This is a genomic window from Phocaeicola massiliensis B84634 = Timone 84634 = DSM 17679 = JCM 13223, assembly GCF_000382445.1.
In the GTDB taxonomy this organism is placed as follows: Bacteria; Bacteroidota; Bacteroidia; order Bacteroidales; family Bacteroidaceae; genus Phocaeicola; species Phocaeicola massiliensis.
The window spans coordinates 2,335,355-2,354,910 of sequence record NZ_KB905472.1; the positions used below are offsets into that span (position 1 = coordinate 2,335,355).

Genomic DNA, 19,556 nt, shown 5'->3' on the forward strand with positions numbered 1-19,556 from the left:
ATTAGTTAACAAAAATATTTAAGGTATATCCATAGGGATACGGTTTTACATCCTATCTGTCAGCAATAACCACGGTTTTTCCCTTCCTTCTCCAAACAAACTTATTATCTACATCCAGATAAGAAAGAATCTCATCCAAAGTCAGGTCTGCATCTATACTACCGGAAAAATATTCAGTATTCATCTTCCGGGATTGGATTAAAATCTGAACATCATATTTTTTCCCAATCGTTTTCAGAATATGAAATAAGGTTTCGTTGACAAAAACAAGACGTCCTGTTGTCCAGGCTACTTGAGAGCCTGCGTCTACAGCCCTTACAGACAAAGTCTTTTTTGCCTTGTCATACACAGCCTGCTCATTGGGAGACAGATAAAATTTATCAACTCCATCCGAAGCCGCGGACACTTTGACCCGCCCTTCCACAAGGCTGACTTTTATGTTTGGCTCGTCCGGATAAGACGATACATTGAATTTGGTACCAAGTACCTTGACATTCAAATCAGCCGCATGAACAATAAAAGGCTTTTCCGCATTTTTAGCCACTTCAAAGTAAGCTTCCCCATTAAGATAAACCTCGCGTTCAGCCTTATTCTGAAATGACGCATCATACTTTATAATGGTACCTCCGTTGAGGTAAACCGATGTGCTGTCCGGCAATATCAATTTGGATTGCGCACCCTGAGGAATTTCTATCCGGCAATAGGAAACAGGTGGAACAATCACTTCTGCCGGATGGTTATTCAAATAAATAAAACGAATGCCAAGGCCAATCAATAATGCTACCATTGCCGCAAAGCTCCCAACTCTCACCCTTCTAACCAAGGTGCGTCCGGGCGAGGAACGGAGGTCTAACTTCTCTCGCAGAAAATCAAGGTTCTGCTTCTTTCTCCGTTCAAACCAAGGCACAGAAGCAATGGCATAAGCACGTGACATCTCACGATACTTCTCCCGGCAGGAAGCATCCTTATGTAATAATTCGGTCATTCTCTGCCTATCTTCAGGTGTTATATCACCTTTCAGATAATCCAGCATCAACCTGTCAAACTCATGTATTGAATTACTCATTCTGTCGGTCTTGTATTATTAAACTAATAATAATACACGCACAACCTTAAAAGCATTTAATAAAAAAGGGACTTTTTTTATTATTCATTTAAAAAAGAAAAAATAAGAGAATTCCGATTCGTGAACCCAGCTTCTCCTTCATCTTGTCCATCGCATTTTTAATATGCACACGCACGGTGTTGACAGAGATTCCATTCTTCTCGGCAATTTCCTGCGGAGTAAGTTCAGAATAAAGATATTGTTCAAAAACAGTTCTGCACTTATCGGGCAGGGAAGTAATTACGGTCTGTACCTGACGCTCCAAATCAGCCTGTTCCATTTCTTTTAAAGGATTGCATTCACTCATGCAATATTCTTCCTGATATTCAAGCAATGTTTCGCGATATTCATCTGCCACACGCTCCCGGCTATGAAGTGAACGCAAATAATTCAAACATCCGTTTTGCACACTGCGCACCAGATAAGGATGAATAGGAAAAAATAAATCACCACGTTTATACCACAATTTCATAAAGACTTCATTCACTATGTCCTGAGCTTCCTCGGCATTGAAGATATAAGAATTGGCACAAGCACATAAATAAACGAAATAGTCATTATAAAGGCACTCGAATGCCTTTACATCACCCTGATTTATTCTGTCAATTACTGCTTGATCTATCATTTTTCGTTCTTCATTTTCTATCACAAAGTACAAATATACAGCTTTTTTAATGACTTTTAATTATATACGATAATTATTTTCCGAGAAGAAGAAGCGAATGAACAGCAATTGCAAGAAATTTGAAATTAACCGGAAGAAAGAAGTTGGAAATCAAAAGCAAAAGATTACATTTGCATACAAACCAAGGCTTAAACACCATGAAAGAAATCAAACTGGAAATCAATATTGAGGCACGCAAGTATAACGAACTCACGGAAGAAGACCGTAAATTGGTGGATGCTGCGTGCAAGGCAACACAAAGAAGTTATGCACCTTATTCGCATTTCTCGGTAGGAGCTGCTGCCCTGCTGGAGAACGGTGTTGTGGTAACAGGAAGCAATCAGGAAAATGCAGCTTATCCCTCCGGACTATGCGCCGAACGCACTACCCTATTTTATGCCAATTCCCAATATCCCGACCAAGCGGTAAAAACACTTGCCATTGCTGCACGAACCGAACAAGACTTCCTTGACACTCCCATCCCACCCTGTGGTGCCTGCCGACAAGTGTTGCTGGAAACTGAAAAGCGGTTTGGAAAACCAATGCGTATCTTACTTTACAGCAAATCGGATATTTATATCATGGAAGGTGTAAGTGCTTTGTTGCCTTTGTCTTTCGATGGAGATTATTTAACAACGAATTAATCCCCTCATTTTCCATATAAAGTAACATACGTACGTACAGGCATATGCGTACGTATGTATAGCTTCATACGTACGTATGCGTAGGGCTACGCATACGTACGTGTAGTTCTATGAGGACATACGTGTAAAAGCATGCTTTCTGTCAGGCTGAGTCTGTTTTGGATATACAGACAAAGGAACGTACTAAGCTTAATCTGTAACCTTTTTATTATAATACTCCAAAAACACCACTTCCTTTGCCATCAAAAAATTAGTGAGAGAAAGCTGATTCGCCTTGCGCTTTTGTTCTTTTTCTACTACATAACCTTTTTTTTCAAAGAAAGGGCGGGCAGTCAAGCTCACTTCGGATGTAATCCGCGTAATCCCGGCTGTAATTGCGTAGCGTTCTATTTCTTCCAAAAGCATCGTAGCAATACCTTCACCTTGAAAATCCTTGTGGACAAACATAGAATGTAAATAGCCTTGAGGCGTAATAGATGAAAAACCAACGATTTGTGACTGTTGATTAACGGCTACAACAAAATAGTGGGTCTCTATCCTCTCTTTAATGTTAGAAAGGTTATTTCCGCAGGATGCCCAATCCTCAACTTCTGCCTGTGAGTAATCACGTCTGTTTATCACAAGAACAGTATTTTGAAATAACTCTTTTAGCGCAACCGCATCCGATTGTTGAGCTTGCCTGATTGTAAAGTTCGTTTTCATATCTATTTATAATGTTTTTTTCTATCCTTCTTATCTTACACCGGTTATTTCATCTCACTCTTTCTCTTTTTCCACAGTTGATAACTATTAAAAATATTTTGCCACACCACATAGCTACCGGGACCGACAGACGATAAAGGATTGAGATAAGTCACTGCCATCCAAATGGCAAGCACCGTATTCTTCTGTCCCAAAGCCTGCCCCGCGCTGATTCGGTCATGATAAGCACTGCCAATTCTTTTACCAAAATAAAATTGCAGACAGCAAGTGGCAAGTCCTGCCAAAGCAATCATTATCTCGATGGAAACATCGGCAGCAGCGGTAACCAGTGAGCGCACGGTTTGTCCTGTCACAATAGTCAGTGCAACCGCCCACAAATAAAAAGCGACCCCATGATATTTCGACAACAGTCGATGTACAGATGGGATATAATAACGAAACAACAATGCAATAAAAAAAGGAGCCAGTAACAGAGGAAACACTTTACTCAGTATTTTAAGAAAAGCCACCACAAAGGTGATGTTGGCATGAGGCTCCACAAGCGGAAACACAAGCGGCACCGCTATTGCCGCCAATACATTCGAAAGTAAGGTATAAGTAGTAAGCGTGGAAGCACTTCCTCCCAGTTTTCCTGTAATGACAGCCGCTGCCGTGGCCGTGGGACAAATCAGGCAAACCATCGCCCCTTCAAAAATATCCCTGTAAGCCTCCTCCATGGGGCAGAAAATCAGCAACAAAGCAATAATGCCGCTTGATACAGCCTGAATGGACAATAGCCATACGTGCCATGCCTTGGGTAGTAATTCCTTGGGCTCAATCTTACAAAAAGTAAGCAGCAACTGTGCGAAGATAAGAAAAGGAGTCAAAACGGCAATCAGCCAATTCACAAAAGGTTTTGCCGGCTCCAAAATAGTGACGTTGGCCAACAGGAAATATCCGATAGCTCCGGCAAACATTGCCAAAGGCAGCGTCCAATTCTTCAGAAATTTAAGCATATTATAGATTTTTTGGGGATGCAAAGTAATAGAAAATCAACCAAATACTCGTCTGTTTTTCGGGTTTTATGGCATCTTTCTACTAAAAAACACAAAACTTGAAGGTAAAAGCCGAGTTTTCATTAAAAATCGCTACATTTGCACCTTAATTAATATGAGAACCGATAGACTTAAAATAATAATTCTGTTGTGTAGCCTTGCGCTAGTCTTGCCCTTTCTTTGTCTTACAGCCGAAGGAAAGGACTTCACTGTTGTCATTGACCCCGGTCACGGAGGCCATGACCCCGGTGCCATCGGCAGACGCGGAAAAGAAAAGAATATCAATCTGAATGTGGCATTGAAAGTAGGACGCCTGATACAGAACAACTGTAAAGACGTAAAAGTCATATTCACACGCCGCAGCGATGTGTTTATTCCTTTGGACCGCCGGGCACAAATAGCCAATAACGCCAAAGCAGACTTATTCATCTCCATCCATACCAATTCGGTAGCCCGCGGACGCAATGTCAGAGGTACGGAAACCTACACCCTCGGTCTCCATCGGACAGAAGAAAACCTGGAAGTCGCCAAAAAGGAAAACTCTGTTATTTTAATAGAGGACAATTATCAGCAACGTTATGCCGGTTTCAATCCGAACTCTTCGGAAAGTTACATCATCTTTGAATTCCTGCAGGACAAAAACATGGAGAAGAGTGTCAAACTGGCAACTCTGATACAAAAACAATTCAAGACTTCGGCACGCCGCATAGACAAAGGCGTGCATCAGGCAGGATTTCTCGTACTTCGTGAAACATCCATGCCCGGTGTATTGGTAGAGCTCGGCTATATCTCTACTCCCGATGAAGAACAGTATCTTCTGTCCGACACAGGCAGTGAAGCATTGGCAAACAGTATTTACAAAGCTTTCTTAAACTATAAACGCGAACACGACGCACCAATAGACCGTAGCAAAGTGCAGCAACCGGAAGTGCCCGAACCGGAGGAATCTGTAGCGGAAACACCGACCGATGAACCCGACAGTGCACCCGAACCGGTAAGAAGCAACAGAAAGCCGGGTACACCTAACATCAAGACAAATAAGAGCAACCCTGAAGTTGTACATAAACCGATATTCAAAATACAAATATTGGCATCCGATAGGGTATTGCCCAAAAACAGCAGACAATTAAAAGGACTTTCTCCGGTAAGTTATTATAAAGAAAAAGGGCTATATAAATATACCTATGGAGAAAGCACCGACTATAATAAAGTATTACGCATGAAGCGCGAAGTTACCGCTAAATTTAAAGATGCATTCATCATTGCCTTTAAAAACGGAGAAAAGATGAATGTAAACGAAGCCATCAAAGAATTTAAGAAAAACAGATAATTATATAAAAGAAATAACAGAAATGACGAAAGAGGTAAAAATAGGATTAATAGGCATCGCTGCTTTAGCCATGCTAATTTATGGTATCAATTACCTGAAAGGAATCAACATGTTCCAATCAGCAAACTATTATTATGTAGAATATACCAACATAAACGGTCTGGCCGGCTCCAGCCCCGTATTTGCCAATGGTTTTAAAGTGGGTACTGTGAGAAGTATCAACTATAATTACAAGAAACCGGGGCATGTGACGGTAGAGGTAGAGGTAGACAAAGAAATGCGCATCCCCAAAGGAAGTAAAGGAGAATTGGTTACCGAAATGCTGGGAACGGTAAAAATGAACTTACTCTTGAATGATAAAACCAACGAATTTTTCCAGCCGGGAGATACTTTGCCCGGAATAACCAACAATGGTTTGATGGGGGTAGCTGAAGAAAAGTTGGTTCCCCAAGTGGAACAGCTTCTTCCCAAAATGGATTCCATTCTTCAATCATTGAACAAACTCCTGGCAGACCCGGCACTGACGGCAACCATACACAATGCTGAGAGACTGACAGCCAACTTGGACGTTACTACACGCCAGCTGAATTCATTAATGAATAATGAATTACCGCAGATCACCGGCCGATTGGTGACCATTACCGATAACTTCTCTGTCATCAGTGAAAACTTAAAAGGCATTGACTATGCAAGCACTTTCAGCAAAGTAGACTCTACATTATATAATGTACAATTGCTGACCGAAAAACTCACCCGCAAAGATAATACCATTGGCTTATTGTTCAACGACCCGACATTCTACCAGAACTTAAGTACAACAACAGCCAATGCAGCTTCCCTGCTGGAAGACCTGAAGGCACATCCCAAACGGTATGTACACTTCTCGCTGTTCGGCAAGAAAGATAAGTAAGGCTTCCGCTTAAAATAGAAATATTCTAAATAAAGCCATATTTCCTTTTTTTCCCTGTTGGCTAGTAAAAGGCTGTCAACAGGGAAGAAAGGCTTAAAGAAGCGGAGTTAATCACCAATATAGCGACACAAGAAAAGCTCAATAGAAAGCTAAGAATCAAGAGCTTACAAATATGCAACTTTCATTCCGGACTGACCTCAGAGTGCTTTTTATAAGTCACTGAAACTAAAGAGATTACTTTTAAAATATAAAAAGCAAGAAAAAAGCGATTTGTTTTTTCAGATTTTCATTTCGAAATTTGCATTGTAGAAGTTTCGCTTTTTATAATAAATGTCTTATATGATTGAAAACGATCACGTCGTTTTATGGAATCGATGTCTCAATATCATTAGAGACAATGTTCCTGATACGACTTATAAAACTTGGTTTGAGCCTATCGTACCTCTGAAGTACGAAGACCACGCCTTGACCATTGGAGTCCCGAGTCCTTTCTTCTATGAATTTTTGGAAGAAAAGTTCGTGGATTTATTGCGTGCAGCCCTTTATAAAGAAATCGGGGAAGGTACGCAGTTGATGTATTGCATATTAACAGACAAGACCAATCATATAACTGTAAATATAGAGGGTACCAAGCGTTCTTCGGCATTACCCGCACAAACAGTTATAAAAGATGGCAATAAGGCTCCCAACCCGATGCAGGCTCCGGCTCCGCAGGATTTGGATCCGCACTTGAACCCGAACTACAATTTCGAGAACTTTATCAAAGGAAACAGTAACGAGTTTTCGCGTACTGTAGGAGAAACCGTGGCAAAGAACCCTGCCCGGACATTCAATCCGTTGTTTTTATACGGACCGTCAGGTGTGGGAAAAACCCACTTAATCAATGCCATAGGTACACGCATCAAGGAACTTTATCCGGAAAAACGAGTATTATATGTATCGGCACATTTGTTTCAGGTACAATATACCGACTCTGTACGTACAAACCATTTCAATGATTTCATCAGTTTCTACCAGACAATAGATGTGCTGATTATCGATGATATCCAGGAATTTGCCGGTGTTACCAAAACTCAGAATACCTTCTTCCATATCTTTAACCACCTGCACCAAAACGGTAAGCAACTTATCCTGACTTCCGACCGCGCACCGGTGATGCTGCAAGGTATGGAAGAACGCCTCCTGACCCGTTTTAAATGGGGTTTGGTAGCCGAACTGGAAAAGCCTGATGTGGAACTGAGAAAGAATATTCTCCGCAACAAGATTCGCCGTGACGGACTGAATATTCCTGAATCTGTAATAAACTACATTGCCGAAAACGTCAACGAAAGCGTACGTGAACTGGAAGGTATCATCAACTCTCTGTTGGCACAGTCCATTATCTTTAAGCGTGACGTGGACATCGATTTGGCAGAACGGATTGTTCGCAAAGCGGTTCGTTGCGAAAGCAAACCGATTACCATCGAGGACATTATCGCCAAAGTATGCAGTCATTATGAGATAGAAGAATCGGCAATCCACACTAAAACGCGCAAAAGAGAAGTCGTGCAGGTACGTCAGGTTGCCATGTTCCTTGCAAAAAAGCATACAGACGCCTCCTCTTCCAAGATTGGTCAGTTAATTGGAAATAAAGACCACGCTACCGTATTGCATGCTTGCAAAATAGTGAAAGATCAGGTAGAGGTAGATAAATCATTCAAAGCTGATATAGAAGAAATTGAAGCATTACTAAGAAGAAAATAAAAAGTCTCATTCTGTAGAGACTGCTTTTTAGGCACAAATAACACAGATAAACACGGATTTTTCATCTTTTCCGTAAATCGTGTGTTATTCATGCCTAAAAATAAATACAAACGGATTATTTTTCAAACCCCTGTTTCTTTAATGTCGCCTTCAGGATACCCGACATATACTCGTTATCAGCCTTCTTATAACGTACGTCAGTAAACACCTGAGCCAATGTCTCCTTCTGATTCTCCTCTATAAATCGATGATTCTCCGGCAATGATTCTTTATAAGCATAAATACGGTCGATGTCTTCAACCGAATAATCATGATAAACCTCATCATGCAACAGCCCCTGAACAGGAAGACGGTCGACCTGTGAAGGACATTCGTCAGGATATCCTACCGTTATGGTAGCTACCGGCATCACCAGTTCCGGCAACTGGAGAATCTCAACTATCTGGTCCGGGTTATAGATAGTAGTACCCAAATAGCAAATACCCAACCCATGTTCTTCCGCCAATGTGCAAAAATTTTGTGTAACCAGCAATGCATCTGTCGCCGCATTCAAAAAAGAGATAGGATTATCATATCCCGGTTCCGCTTTGCGTGCCCGACACCATTTACTAAAGCGGTTAAAGTCGGCACAAAAAGTAAGCACCACCGGTGCACCCGTTACCATAGGCTGATTAAAATGAGCCGGTGCCAATTTTTCCTTCATCTGTTTATCACGAGTGACTACCACACTATATAGTTGCATATTCCCCATAGTAGAAGCACGAAAAGCCTCTTCAAGCAAATCATTTAACAAAGAAGCGGGAATTTCATCCTGCTTGTATTTACGGATAGACCGTCTGTTCTTTATTGAATCCATATTCTTTTTCTTGCAAAGATAAGAAAAGAAAAGCGTATTCAATAACCTTTTTTGCAAAATAATCCACCCCAAACATTTGGAGTTTTCAATTATTTCATTACTTCACATTTTACTCAAATTTTCCAAATAGAAAACTTTAGCAGCTCACGCATCAACAACCTATATTGAAAATCAAATAATTAACAGACCGTTTTGGATAACTTTTAAATTGTTGAAAACTTATTCGATATTTATTTTGTTTATTCAGAAAACATATATAGCTTTGCCGACGCTTTTGTTATAAATGAGTTAGGACTTCTACATCTTAAGCTTATTAATAATTATAGTAAATCTGAACAGAAAAGTGGAAAAACGAATTTACTCCTACGACGAAGCCTTTGAAGCATCTTTACAATACTTTAAGGGCGATGAACTTGCTGCCAGGGTTTGGGTAAACAAATACGCAGTAAAGGACTCTTTCGGCAATATTTACGAAAAGTCACCGGAAGACATGCATTGGCGTATTGCCAATGAGGTGGCCCGCATTGAAAGCAAATACCAAAACGGGCTGGACGCACAACAACTTTACGAGTTATTGGACCATTTTAAGTACATCGTTCCACAAGGAAGTCCGATGACAGGCATCGGCAATGATTACCAAGTAGCATCATTGTCCAACTGTTTTGTTATCGGAATGGAAGGTGCAGCCGATTCCTATGGTGCCATTATCCGCATTGATGAAGAACAGGTTCAGCTGATGAAACGTCGTGGAGGAGTAGGACATGATTTGTCTCATATCCGTCCGAAAGGTTCACCTGTCAAGAACTCAGCACTGACTTCTACAGGATTGGTTCCTTTTATGGAGCGTTATTCAAATTCCACCCGTGAAGTAGCTCAAGACGGCCGCCGTGGTGCATTGATGCTGAGCGTATCTATCAAGCACCCCGATTCTGAAGCATTTATCGATGCTAAAATGACAGAAGGCAAAGTTACAGGAGCCAATGTCTCTGTAAAACTTGACGATGCATTCATGCAGGCAGCTGTTGACGGTACTCCATATACACAACAATATCCCATCGATGCTGCCACACCTTCGACAACCAAAGAAATAGACGCTTCGGCTTTATGGAAGAAGATTGTACACAATGCGTGGAAGTCGGCAGAACCGGGTGTTCTGTTCTGGGATACCATCATACGCGAATCCGTACCCGACTGTTATGCAGATTTAGGTTACCGCACAGTATCTACCAACCCTTGCGGTGAGATTCCCTTATGCCCTTACGACTCCTGCCGTTTGCTGGCTATCAATCTATATTCTTATGTAGTCAATCCCTTCACCAAGGATGCCTATTTCGATTTTGAGCTGTTCAAAAAACATGTTGCTTTAGCTCAACGCATCATGGATGACATTATCGACTTGGAGCTGGAGAAAATCGAAAGAATTATGACCAAGATTGACTCCGACCCTGAAAGTGAAGAAGTAAAAGGGGCAGAAAGACATCTGTGGGAAAAAATATACAAGAAAAGCGGTCAGGGACGCCGTACCGGTGTAGGTATCACTGCCGAAGGAGATATGCTCGCCGCCATGGGACTACGCTACGGAACTGAAGAAGCAACCGAATTTTCGGAAAAAGTGCATAAAACGATTGCCTTGGAAGCATATCGTTCTTCTGTAGAAATGGCAAAAGAACGCGGTGCATTCGCTATCTATGACAGCGAAAGAGAAAAAGACAACCCCTTCATCAACCGCTTGAAAGAAGCTGATCCGAAATTGTATGAAGACATGCTCAAATACGGACGCCGTAACATTGCCTGTCTGACAATTGCTCCGACGGGAACCACCAGTTTGATGACTCAGACCACTTCGGGCATTGAACCCGTATTTATGCCGGTTTACAAGCGCAGAAGAAAAGTCAACCCGAATGATCCGCAAGTACATGTTGACTTTGTGGATGAAACAGGTGACGCCTTCGAAGAATATGTGGTATTCCACCATAAGTTTGTAACATGGATGGAAATAAACGGCTACGACCCCGCCAAGCGTTATACACAGGAAGAAATAGACGAATTGGTAAAAAAATCACCTTATTATAAGGCAACATCAAATGATGTAGACTGGCTGATGAAAGTAAAGATGCAAGGACGTATCCAAAAATGGGTTGACCATTCCATCAGTGTCACCATCAACTTGCCAAACGATGTGGATGAAGACCTCGTAAACCGTCTTTACGTAGAAGCATGGCGTTCGGGCTGCAAAGGTTGTACCGTATATCGTGACGGGTCACGTTCCGGTGTATTGATTTCCAACAAGAAGAAGGATAAGAAAGAAGAAATGCCACCTTGCAAACCGCCTACGGTAGTCGAAGTCCGCCCGAAAGTATTAGAAGCCGATGTCATCCGTTTCCAGAACAACAAGGAAAAATGGGTAGCCTTTGTCGGTCTGCTGGACGGTCACCCATACGAGATATTTACCGGTCTGCAAGACGATGAAGAGGGCATCTTATTGCCGAAGTCTGTCACTAGCGGACGAATCATTAAAAATGTAGACGAAGACGGCAACAAACACTACGACTTCCAGTTTGAAAACAAGCGCGGATACAAGACCACCATCGAAGGTCTGTCCGAGAAGTTTAATAAAGAATACTGGAACTATGCCAAACTGATTTCGGGCGTCCTCCGCTGGCGCATGCCTATCGACCGCGTCATTAAGTTGGTGGACTCACTGCAATTGGACAGCGAAAGCATCAACACATGGAAAAACGGTGTAGAACGTGCTCTGAAAAAATATGTTACCGACGGAACGAAAGCCGACGGTCAGAAGTGTCCGAATTGCGGACATGAAACTCTCGTTTATCAGGAGGGATGCCTTATCTGCAAAACCTGTGGAGCGTCAAGATGCGGATAATGGTTTATTATATAATGTAATCACAAAAGAGAAGAAAAGAGGAACTGCCTGTATCGAATGGCAATTCCTCTTTCTTTTAGCATTTTTTCTGCTTCTCTTTCCCATAAGGAAAAAGTACCTTATATTTGTCCGTCCAATAAAAACAAAAACATGAAAGCAACATCAATGTATATATGCCTGGAAGGTCTTAAATTCTTTGCCCGTCATGGAGTAGCTCCACAAGAAACGGTTGTGGGAGCCAACTTTACCATTGACTTGAAATTAAAAACAAATTTTATCCATGCAGCCCAGACAGACAGACTGGAGGGAACCGTAAGCTATGCCGACGTACATATCGCGGTAAAAGAAGTTATGAAAACGCCTTCCAGGTTATTGGAACACGTATGTGAACGCATAGCGGAACGGCTGTTCCATGATTTCCCTGTCATCGAAGAAATAGATATTCGTCTATACAAAGAAAATCCGCCTATGGGGGCGGATTGTCAAAAAGTAGGAGTCGCAGTACACTACGACCGATAAAATACACTTTACGCCATTGGATAAAATAATTATTTATTCTTTCTGCCTTTACGTTTATTGACCCGTTCCACTGCCTCAGATACTACCGGCTTATTGGCAAAGCGCTGTGTATATCCGGTATAATCCGGATGAGTGCGCTCATATTCCGGGTCAACAAACAGAGGGCTGGTTATGATATGATCAGCCGTAGAGCGGTTACAGCAAAAAACAATATTCTCCACACCCGCCAAACGAGTCAATGCTTTTACATCCGTATCATGCGGCTGGAGAGTCATCGGGTCGGTAAAGAAAAAAAGATAATCGATTTCTCCTTCCACAATGCGCGAACCAATCTGCTGGTCACCACCCAGCGGACCTGATTTCAGAATAGTAATATCCCATTCCACATCAGGATGTTTCTCTTTCAAAGCTTCCCGGATAAGTGTTCCTGTGGTTCCCGTGCAATAAAACTTGTGACCTATCAACCGTTCCGAGTTCCAAAGAACCCATTCTATCAAGTCCTTCTTCATGGCATCATGTGCCACCAAGCCAATTTTTCTAACCAATTTGCTCATAGTCGTTTTTTTTAATATACTAAATTTAGTTTACCCACATCAGGCAGTCAGCCCTTTCACAAAATTACGCAATTGTGAAAACCTTTTCTTGCCCAACGCATGATATTTCCACAAAATACTATACTCCACTCTTTCGGGAATAGGCTCATCGGTAGCTTTCATCATATTCTCCACGCGGGCAGAAGCAAAGCTATAACGGGTACGCTCAAAATCTCTCCTTGCCTGAAAGACAGCTTTGGCACTCTCCTTATCCTTCTTAAGATAGAAAACCATAGCAGCAATCCTATCCAAAAAACTACGCACACAAAGCACCTTATTCAGTTCCTTTTCAGGCAAATTCTTATAAAGCATCAATAAATTATTCCGAAAGTTCAGATATATTTTCCGCGGACTTTCTTTTTTCAATGTAGCCGCACCTACATGATACACCACACTTTGCGGAATACATACCAATCCTCTTCCACGACTGCGAAAACGCCAGCAAAGATCAATTTCCTCCATGTGAGCAAAGAAACGCCCATCCAGACCTCCTGCCTCACGATAATCTTTCAAGCGGACAAAAAAGGCAGCTCCACTAACCCAAAAAACAGGCATCACCGTATCATACTGCCCATCATCCTTCTCTACCGTTTCAAAAATCCGTCCGCGGCAAAAAGGATACCCATAACGGTCGATATACCCCCCCGCAGCACCCGCATATTCAAAAAACTCCTTATTGCGCTGACTCAGAAGTTTGGGTTGACAAGCAGCCACTTCGGGATGAACTTCCATAAAATCCCGCAAAGGCTCCAACCAATGAGGTGTCACCTCGATATCACTGTTCAAAAGAACCACATATTCCGCATCCACCTGCTGCAAGGCACGGTTATACCCTTCGGCAAAGCCATAATTTTCCTCCAGTTCAATAAGGCGCACAGCAGGAAACTCTTTCCTCACCACGTCACACGATGCATCCGAAGAAGCATTGTCAGCCACACATACCTCCACTCCTTCCGCCTCAGAATATGCTATCACCGAAGGAAGAAATTGCCGCAACATAGCTTCCCCATTCCAATTCAATATGACAACTGATATCTTTTTCATATAATTGTACCTTTCAAGGCAGTACCGTCTTCATTAAAATCACCCAATTTTACGCGCACCAACTTATTGTCAAGCGCATCATCATGTTCCAGTTCCACCCGGATATAATTGTCCGTAAAGCCATGCATCGGCATTCCCGCCTTCGATTTTTCGGCAAGCACGATAGCCTCTTTGCCAATATGTCTGGCATAAAAAGCCTTTGTCTTTTCGTCCGAAAGCGCCAACAAACGCTGGCTCCGCCGATGTTTCTCCTCGGGAGAAACCACATGATCTATTTTCAACGCCTGAGTACCGGGACGTTCAGAATAACTGAACACATGAAGTTGAGTCACCTCAAGCCCTTCGATAAAACGATATGCATCTTCAAAATACAGTTCTGTCTCCCCCCTGGTTCCCACAATCACATCCACACCGATAAAAGCATCGGGCATCATTTCTTTTATCTTGCGAATCTTAGAAGCGAACAATGCCGTATCATAACGACGGCGCATCAACTTCAACACATCGTCACTGCCACTCTGCAAAGGAATATGGAAATGAGGCATAAAAGCACGCGAACGAGAAACATATTCAATAATCTCATCCGTCAGCAAATTGGGCTCGATGGAAGAGATACGATAACGTTCGATACCCTCCACTTTATCCAGTTCCTTCACCAAATCAAAAAATGTTTCGCCTGTCGTCTTTCCGAAATCCCCGATATTCACCCCGGTAATAACTATTTCCTTTCCGCCTTCCCCGGCTGCCCGACGAGCTTGCGCCACTATGTCCTCAATCCGTCCGTTACGGCTGCGTCCACGGGCAAACGGAATCGTACAATAAGAGCAAAAATAGTCACACCCATCCTGCACCTTCAAGAAATAACGGGTACGGTCACCCCGCGAACACGAAGGAGAAAAACTGCGAATATCTTTGGTAGCCGTCGTAATGGCTTCTCCCTTCTCATGCTTCTCCAGATTTCCAAGGTAATTCATCAGCTCCCCTTTCTGCTCCGCACCGAGAACAAGGTCTACCCCTTCAATATTCGCTACCTGTTCCGGCTTCAGCTGAGCATAACATCCGGTGACAACAACAAAGGCACCCGGATGCTGTTTAGTCAACCGATGGATGGCCTGCCTGCACTTTTTATCGGCAACCTCGGTAACCGAACAAGTATTTACAACACAAATATCGGCTTTCTCTCCTTTACGCGCAGTACGGATACCGGCTTCTTTCAGAATTCTGCCAATTGTTGAGGTTTCTGAGAAATTCAATTTACAGCCCAATGTATAATAAACGGCCGTTTTATTTTGGAATATTGTCGTATCAATCATACCTATTTATCTATATTAGGCAACAAAGTTACACATAATTCTCCTTAATTCTTTTAGAATACCAATAATTATGCTTATTTTTGCACATTACATCAAAAATTGTGCAATGATAAAAGAGAACTTTATTAAGCTATACGAGAATAGCTTTAAGGAGAACTGGGATTTACCGTGTTACACAGATTATGGTGAAGACAACGCTTTTACGTATGGACAAGTGGCAGAAGAAATAGCCAAGTTACACCTGCTGTTTCAACATTGCAGTCTCCGACGCGGTGATAAAATTTCAATCATAGGTAAGAATACTTCTCGCTGGTGCATAGCATATATGGCAACAATTACCTATGGCGCCATCGTTGTACCTATTCTTCAAGACTTTAAGCCGAATGACGTTCATCATATCGTCAATCATTCCGAATCCACATTCCTGTTTGTCAGCGATAATATCTGGGAAAACCTGGAAGAAGAAGCATTGGGCAACTTACGTGCTGTCTTTTCTTTGACAGATTACCGTTGTCTGCACCAGCGTGATGGAGAGACTATTCAGAAATTCATGCGCAACATAGATACGGCCATGAAAAAAGCCTATCCCAAAGGTTTCCAAAAGGAGAACATCATCTATACCGAATTGTCTAATGATAAAGTGATGTTGTTTAACTATACCTCGGGCACCACCGGCTTCAGCAAAGGAGTGATGCTGACAGGCAACAATCTGGCAGGCAATGTCACCTTCGGTATCCGAACAGGACTGTTGAAAAAAGGAGAAAAAGTACTTTCTTTCCTACCCTTGGCCCATGCTTATGGTTGTGCTTTCGATTTTCTGACCGCAACGGCCGTGGGAACCCATGTCACGCTGTTAGGCAAGACACCTTCTCCAAAAATTCTGATGAAAGCCTTCGAAGAAGTGAAGCCCAACCTGATTATCACAGTCCCCCTGGTAATAGAAAAGATATACAAGAATGTCATTCAGCCACTTATCAATAAGCGCAGCATGAAATGGGCATTGAATATCCCTTTGCTGGACAATCAGATATATGCGCAAATCCGTAAAAAACTGATTGACGCCCTGGGCGGACGGTTCAAGGAAGTCATTATTGGCGGTGCAGCCATGAACCCGGAAGTAACAGATTTCTTCTACAAAATAAAATTCCCCTTTACCATCGGATACGGTATGACAGAATGCGGCCCGCTCATCAGTTATGCCCCCTGGAATACCTTCATCCCCGGTTCTGCAGGAAAAATTCTCGACATCATGGAAGTGCGTATCGACTCGGATGATCCCTACAATACGACAGGCGAAATTCAGGTGCGCGGAGAAAACGTAATGAAAGGATATTATAAAAACGAAGAAGCAACCCGCGAAGTATTTACCGAAGACGGTTGGCTGAAGACCGGTGACCTGGGAACCATTGACGCAAACGGCTTCATATATATCCGCGGCCGCAGCAAAACCATGCTGTTAAGCTCCAACGGACAAAATATCTTTCCGGAGGAAATTGAAGCGAAGTTAAATAATATGCCCTTCGTTCTGGAAAGTCTGATTATAGAACGCAATAAAAAACTTGTGGCTTTGGTTTATCCCGATTACGACAGTCTTGACTCTCTGGGATTGAACACCCCCGACAATATAAAAACGGTAATGGACGAGAACCTGAAAAATCTGAATAAACTGGTAGGCAATTACGAACAAGTAAGTACTATTCAGCTTTATCCTACCGAATTTGAAAAGACTCCCAAAAAGAGTATAAAACGCTTCCTCTACAACAGCATTGCAGAGGAATAACAATATGTTTTAAAACATACTATAAATCAGTAAATTAAGTTGCACAACATAAAAATGTGGAAAAAAAGTCGGTTTCAGGAGTACAACATATTGAAAAAGTGTATACCTTTGCAACGTTTTAATAAAGCAACTATTTAGTATTACAGATTTAAAAAGCAAAGAAAATGAAAAAATTAGTATTTTTGTTCGTAGCATTTGCAGCTGTTTCTTTCGCATCTTGCGGAAACAAAGCTGCTAACAACGGAGCTGAAAACGCAGATTCTACTACAGTTGAAACAGTTGAAGCAGCTGTTGTTGAAACAGTTGACACTGTAGCTGCTGTTGATAGCACAGCTGCTGACTCTGCAGCCGTAGCTGAATAATATTCAGAACGAACATTAGAGAGAATTGAAAGTCTGCCGTGCGAAAGCACAACAGACTTTTTTTTATTTATACACCTCGTCAATGGCAGCCAACGTCTCGTCTATCTGTTCCATATACCGTCCATACATTTTTCTTGGATAACTATGTATATAAGAAATTTGCTGCACAGCCTGCACCCCTTCCGGGATAGTGAAATAAAAGTCCCACTCCTGCATTTTAGTCCTGAGCTTATTCTTTGCCAATGCTTCTCGCACTTCCGCCTTATCAGTCAATTTCTCAATACATTTCAGCTTTATATCCATAAAAGCCCCAAAACTGCCATAAGCGGTTTTTATCGTGTTGTATGTTTGAATAATCCGGGTAGCAAGTTTTTTATTTTCAATAGCAGAGATAAGCGATGAACTTTTGAGCATCTCCATTGCATCATCAATATAAATAGGATTGAATGACTGGAATGGCGAATAGCCATATTTCTCAATTGAATCCGGCGATGCCTTATCTATGGAGTCTTTATATTGAAGCAGATAACACGCCCCCCGCTGTTCAAACAGCTCCTGCTCCATCAATTCTTCTATAGTCTCCCTGTTGAGTAATATTTCATCTTTGACCAATGACAGAGCATCTTTCACTTCATTTCTTATCTTACGTTCTTCTATCAGGTCACTGCCGGCAAAGGTAATAACAATACCCAGCACCACAGCAATGAAGTTGCGAAAGAAGTCACCGAATCTATACTCTGTGCTCATGCGCTTCACTTTCTCTATCAGGTTTGTTTTCATAGTAGTTCATTCGTGTATGAAAAATTATCATGCTAAAGATAGACAAAATTTATATACCGGCAAGCCAAAAACGATTTAATATAGTCCCTTTCCACAAAAAAGAGGAATCTCAAGAAAAAGAAGAAGCCCGGCTCTAGCGAACCGGGCTTCTTCAGCATATACTTTAAAGTATTTACAGATTATTCAGCAACTACTTCGAACGGAATTTCTACAGAAACTTCCTTGTGCAGTTTAACGATAGCCTTGTAAGAACCAACTTCTTTCACAGTATCCTTCACAACGATAATCTTTCTGTCAACCTTGTGGCCTAATTTTTCCAATTCTTCAGCAATCTGGATGTTGGTAACAGAACCAAAGATAGTACCTGTAGCACTCACTTTGGTAGCGATAGTCAAAGTTACACCCTTCAACTGTTCTGCCATAGCTTCAGCATCCTTCTTAATTTTTTCCAGTTTGTGAGCGCGTTGTTTCAATTCTTCTGCCAACATTTTCTTTGCAGAAGGTGAAGCAATCACAGCTTTACCGGTCGGAATAAGATAGTTACGACCGTAACCAGACTTTACAGTTACAATATCATTCTTGTAGCCTAAGTTTACTACGTCTTCTTTCAAAATTATTTCCATACTTATTCCTCCTTATTATTTCATCATATCAGTTACAAATGGAAGTAACGCCAAGTGACGTGCTCTCTTAACAGCCTGCGCGATACGACGTTGGAACTTCAAAGAAGTACCTGTAATACGGCGAGGAAGGATTTTGCCCTGTTCGTTCAAGAATTTCTTCAAGAATTCAGGATCTTTGTAATCGATGTACTTAATACCGCTTTTTTTGAAACGGCAATATTTTTTCTTTTTAACGTCTACTGAGGGCGGAGTTAAATATCTGATTTCTGATTGTTGCTGTGCCATGATTAATCCTCCTTTTTAGTTGATTTAACATTTCTTCTCTTAGCAGCGTATTCAGCAGCGTATTTATCCATTCTGAAAGTCAGGAAACGGATAACACGTTCGTCACGACGGTAGTTTATTTCCAATTTTTCAATTACCTTCGGTTCTACTTTAAACTCAATCAGCTGATAGAAACCAGTTGATTTTTTCTGGATGGGGTAAGCCAATTTCTTCAAGCCCCAGTTTTCTTCATTGATAATCTCTGCACCCTCTGCAGTCAGAATACCTTTGAATTTCTCTACCGCTTCCTTCATCTGAACATCAGACAAAACGGGAGTCAAAATGAAAACGGTTTCGTATTGATTCATACTACGTTAATTAAATTATTAAATTAAAATTTTAAATT

The 19,556-nt window shown here is 41.7% G+C and carries 20 protein-coding genes; 8 read left to right on the forward strand and 12 right to left on the reverse strand.

Features of this window, described 5'->3' with window-relative positions:
• Nucleotides 1–52: 52 nt before the first annotated feature.
• A complete protein-coding gene (locus tag HMPREF1534_RS09190) occupies nt 53–1,066 on the reverse strand; it encodes a FecR family protein (protein WP_005940466.1) in 1,014 nt (337 codons plus the stop codon).
• Nucleotides 1,067–1,154: 88 nt separating this feature from the next.
• A complete protein-coding gene (locus HMPREF1534_RS09185) occupies nt 1,155–1,730 on the reverse strand; it encodes an RNA polymerase sigma-70 factor (RefSeq protein ID WP_018452393.1) in 576 nt (191 codons plus the stop codon).
• Between the two features lie 197 nt (nt 1,731–1,927).
• On the opposite strand from HMPREF1534_RS09185, the gene cdd reads away from it, so the two are divergent.
• Nucleotides 1,928–2,413 carry a cytidine deaminase gene (cdd, locus tag HMPREF1534_RS09180; RefSeq protein WP_018452392.1) on the forward strand — a complete coding sequence of 162 codons (486 nt, stop codon included), beginning with the start codon at nt 1,928–1,930 and terminating at the stop codon, nt 2,411–2,413.
• Nucleotides 2,414–2,602: 189 nt separating this feature from the next.
• Here the strand turns inward: cdd and HMPREF1534_RS09175 are convergent, their stop codons facing one another.
• Entirely contained in the window at nt 2,603–3,115 is a 513-nt protein-coding gene (locus tag HMPREF1534_RS09175) for a GNAT family N-acetyltransferase (protein WP_005940473.1), read from the reverse strand.
• Between the two features lie 44 nt (nt 3,116–3,159).
• A complete protein-coding gene (locus HMPREF1534_RS09170) occupies nt 3,160–4,110 on the reverse strand; it encodes a hypothetical protein (RefSeq protein WP_005940475.1) in 951 nt (316 codons plus the stop codon).
• A 154-nt stretch (nt 4,111–4,264) separates the two neighbouring features.
• On the opposite strand from HMPREF1534_RS09170, the gene HMPREF1534_RS09165 reads away from it, so the two are divergent.
• From HMPREF1534_RS09165 to dnaA, 3 genes are all read left to right on the forward strand, one after another.
• Complete coding sequence (locus HMPREF1534_RS09165; RefSeq protein WP_005940477.1) at nt 4,265–5,479, forward strand: N-acetylmuramoyl-L-alanine amidase; 1,215 nt, start codon at nt 4,265–4,267, stop codon at nt 5,477–5,479.
• A gap of 22 nt (nt 5,480–5,501) precedes the next feature.
• A complete protein-coding gene (locus HMPREF1534_RS09160; RefSeq protein WP_005940478.1) occupies nt 5,502–6,389 on the forward strand; it encodes an MlaD family protein in 888 nt (295 codons plus the stop codon).
• A gap of 339 nt (nt 6,390–6,728) precedes the next feature.
• Complete coding sequence (gene dnaA, locus HMPREF1534_RS09155; protein ID WP_005940479.1) at nt 6,729–8,132, forward strand: chromosomal replication initiator protein DnaA; 1,404 nt, start codon at nt 6,729–6,731, stop codon at nt 8,130–8,132.
• Between the two features lie 115 nt (nt 8,133–8,247).
• On the opposite strand, the gene HMPREF1534_RS09150 is transcribed toward dnaA, so the two are convergent.
• Entirely contained in the window at nt 8,248–8,988 is a 741-nt protein-coding gene (locus HMPREF1534_RS09150) for an NADPH-dependent oxidoreductase (protein ID WP_005940480.1), read from the reverse strand.
• Nucleotides 8,989–9,331: 343 nt separating this feature from the next.
• On the opposite strand from HMPREF1534_RS09150, the gene HMPREF1534_RS09145 reads away from it, so the two are divergent.
• A complete protein-coding gene (locus tag HMPREF1534_RS09145) occupies nt 9,332–11,872 on the forward strand; it encodes an adenosylcobalamin-dependent ribonucleoside-diphosphate reductase (RefSeq protein ID WP_005940482.1) in 2,541 nt (846 codons plus the stop codon).
• Nucleotides 11,873–12,022: 150 nt separating this feature from the next.
• A complete protein-coding gene (gene folB, locus HMPREF1534_RS09140) occupies nt 12,023–12,391 on the forward strand; it encodes a dihydroneopterin aldolase (protein WP_005940483.1) in 369 nt (122 codons plus the stop codon).
• 29 nt (nt 12,392–12,420) lie between these two features.
• Here the strand turns inward: folB and HMPREF1534_RS09135 are convergent, their stop codons facing one another.
• The 3 genes from HMPREF1534_RS09135 to mtaB are packed head-to-tail and all read right to left on the reverse strand — an operon-like array spanning nt 12,421 to nt 15,341.
• Nucleotides 12,421–12,945: a methylglyoxal synthase gene (locus tag HMPREF1534_RS09135; RefSeq protein WP_005940484.1), complete on the reverse strand. Its 525-nt coding sequence runs from the start codon at nt 12,943–12,945 to the stop codon at nt 12,421–12,423.
• Nucleotides 12,946–12,984: 39 nt separating this feature from the next.
• Nucleotides 12,985–14,028 (reverse strand): glycosyltransferase family 2 protein, encoded by a 1,044-nt coding sequence (locus HMPREF1534_RS09130; RefSeq protein ID WP_005940485.1) that lies wholly within the window; start codon nt 14,026–14,028, stop codon nt 12,985–12,987.
• Nucleotides 14,025–15,341, reverse strand: coding sequence for a tRNA (N(6)-L-threonylcarbamoyladenosine(37)-C(2))-methylthiotransferase MtaB (gene mtaB / locus HMPREF1534_RS09125; RefSeq protein WP_005940486.1), 1,317 nt, complete (start codon nt 15,339–15,341; stop codon nt 14,025–14,027). The genes HMPREF1534_RS09130 and mtaB overlap by 4 nt, the downstream gene beginning before the upstream one ends.
• A gap of 106 nt (nt 15,342–15,447) precedes the next feature.
• On the opposite strand from mtaB, the gene HMPREF1534_RS09120 reads away from it, so the two are divergent.
• Nucleotides 15,448–17,121, forward strand: a complete 1,674-nt coding sequence (locus HMPREF1534_RS09120) for a long-chain fatty acid--CoA ligase (RefSeq protein ID WP_005940488.1) — start codon at nt 15,448–15,450, stop codon at nt 17,119–17,121.
• A 164-nt stretch (nt 17,122–17,285) separates the two neighbouring features.
• Nucleotides 17,286–17,483 carry a PG1828 family lipoprotein gene (locus tag HMPREF1534_RS09115; RefSeq protein ID WP_005940489.1) on the forward strand — a complete coding sequence of 66 codons (198 nt, stop codon included), beginning with the start codon at nt 17,286–17,288 and terminating at the stop codon, nt 17,481–17,483.
• Between the two features lie 63 nt (nt 17,484–17,546).
• On the opposite strand, the gene HMPREF1534_RS09110 is transcribed toward HMPREF1534_RS09115, so the two are convergent.
• The 4 genes from HMPREF1534_RS09110 to rpsF all read right to left on the reverse strand — a co-directional run bounded on the left by HMPREF1534_RS09110 (nt 17,547) and on the right by rpsF (nt 19,518).
• A complete protein-coding gene (locus HMPREF1534_RS09110; protein ID WP_005940492.1) occupies nt 17,547–18,263 on the reverse strand; it encodes a hypothetical protein in 717 nt (238 codons plus the stop codon).
• A gap of 179 nt (nt 18,264–18,442) precedes the next feature.
• On the reverse strand, nt 18,443–18,886 hold the full coding sequence (gene rplI, locus HMPREF1534_RS09105; protein WP_005940495.1) for a 50S ribosomal protein L9: 444 nt from the start codon (nt 18,884–18,886) through the stop codon (nt 18,443–18,445).
• A 15-nt stretch (nt 18,887–18,901) separates the two neighbouring features.
• Nucleotides 18,902–19,171, reverse strand: coding sequence for a 30S ribosomal protein S18 (rpsR, locus tag HMPREF1534_RS09100; protein WP_005841178.1), 270 nt, complete (start codon nt 19,169–19,171; stop codon nt 18,902–18,904).
• Nucleotides 19,172–19,173: 2 nt separating this feature from the next.
• Nucleotides 19,174–19,518, reverse strand: a complete 345-nt coding sequence (gene rpsF, locus HMPREF1534_RS09095) for a 30S ribosomal protein S6 (protein ID WP_005940497.1) — start codon at nt 19,516–19,518, stop codon at nt 19,174–19,176.
• Nucleotides 19,519–19,556: the final 38 nt, after the last annotated feature.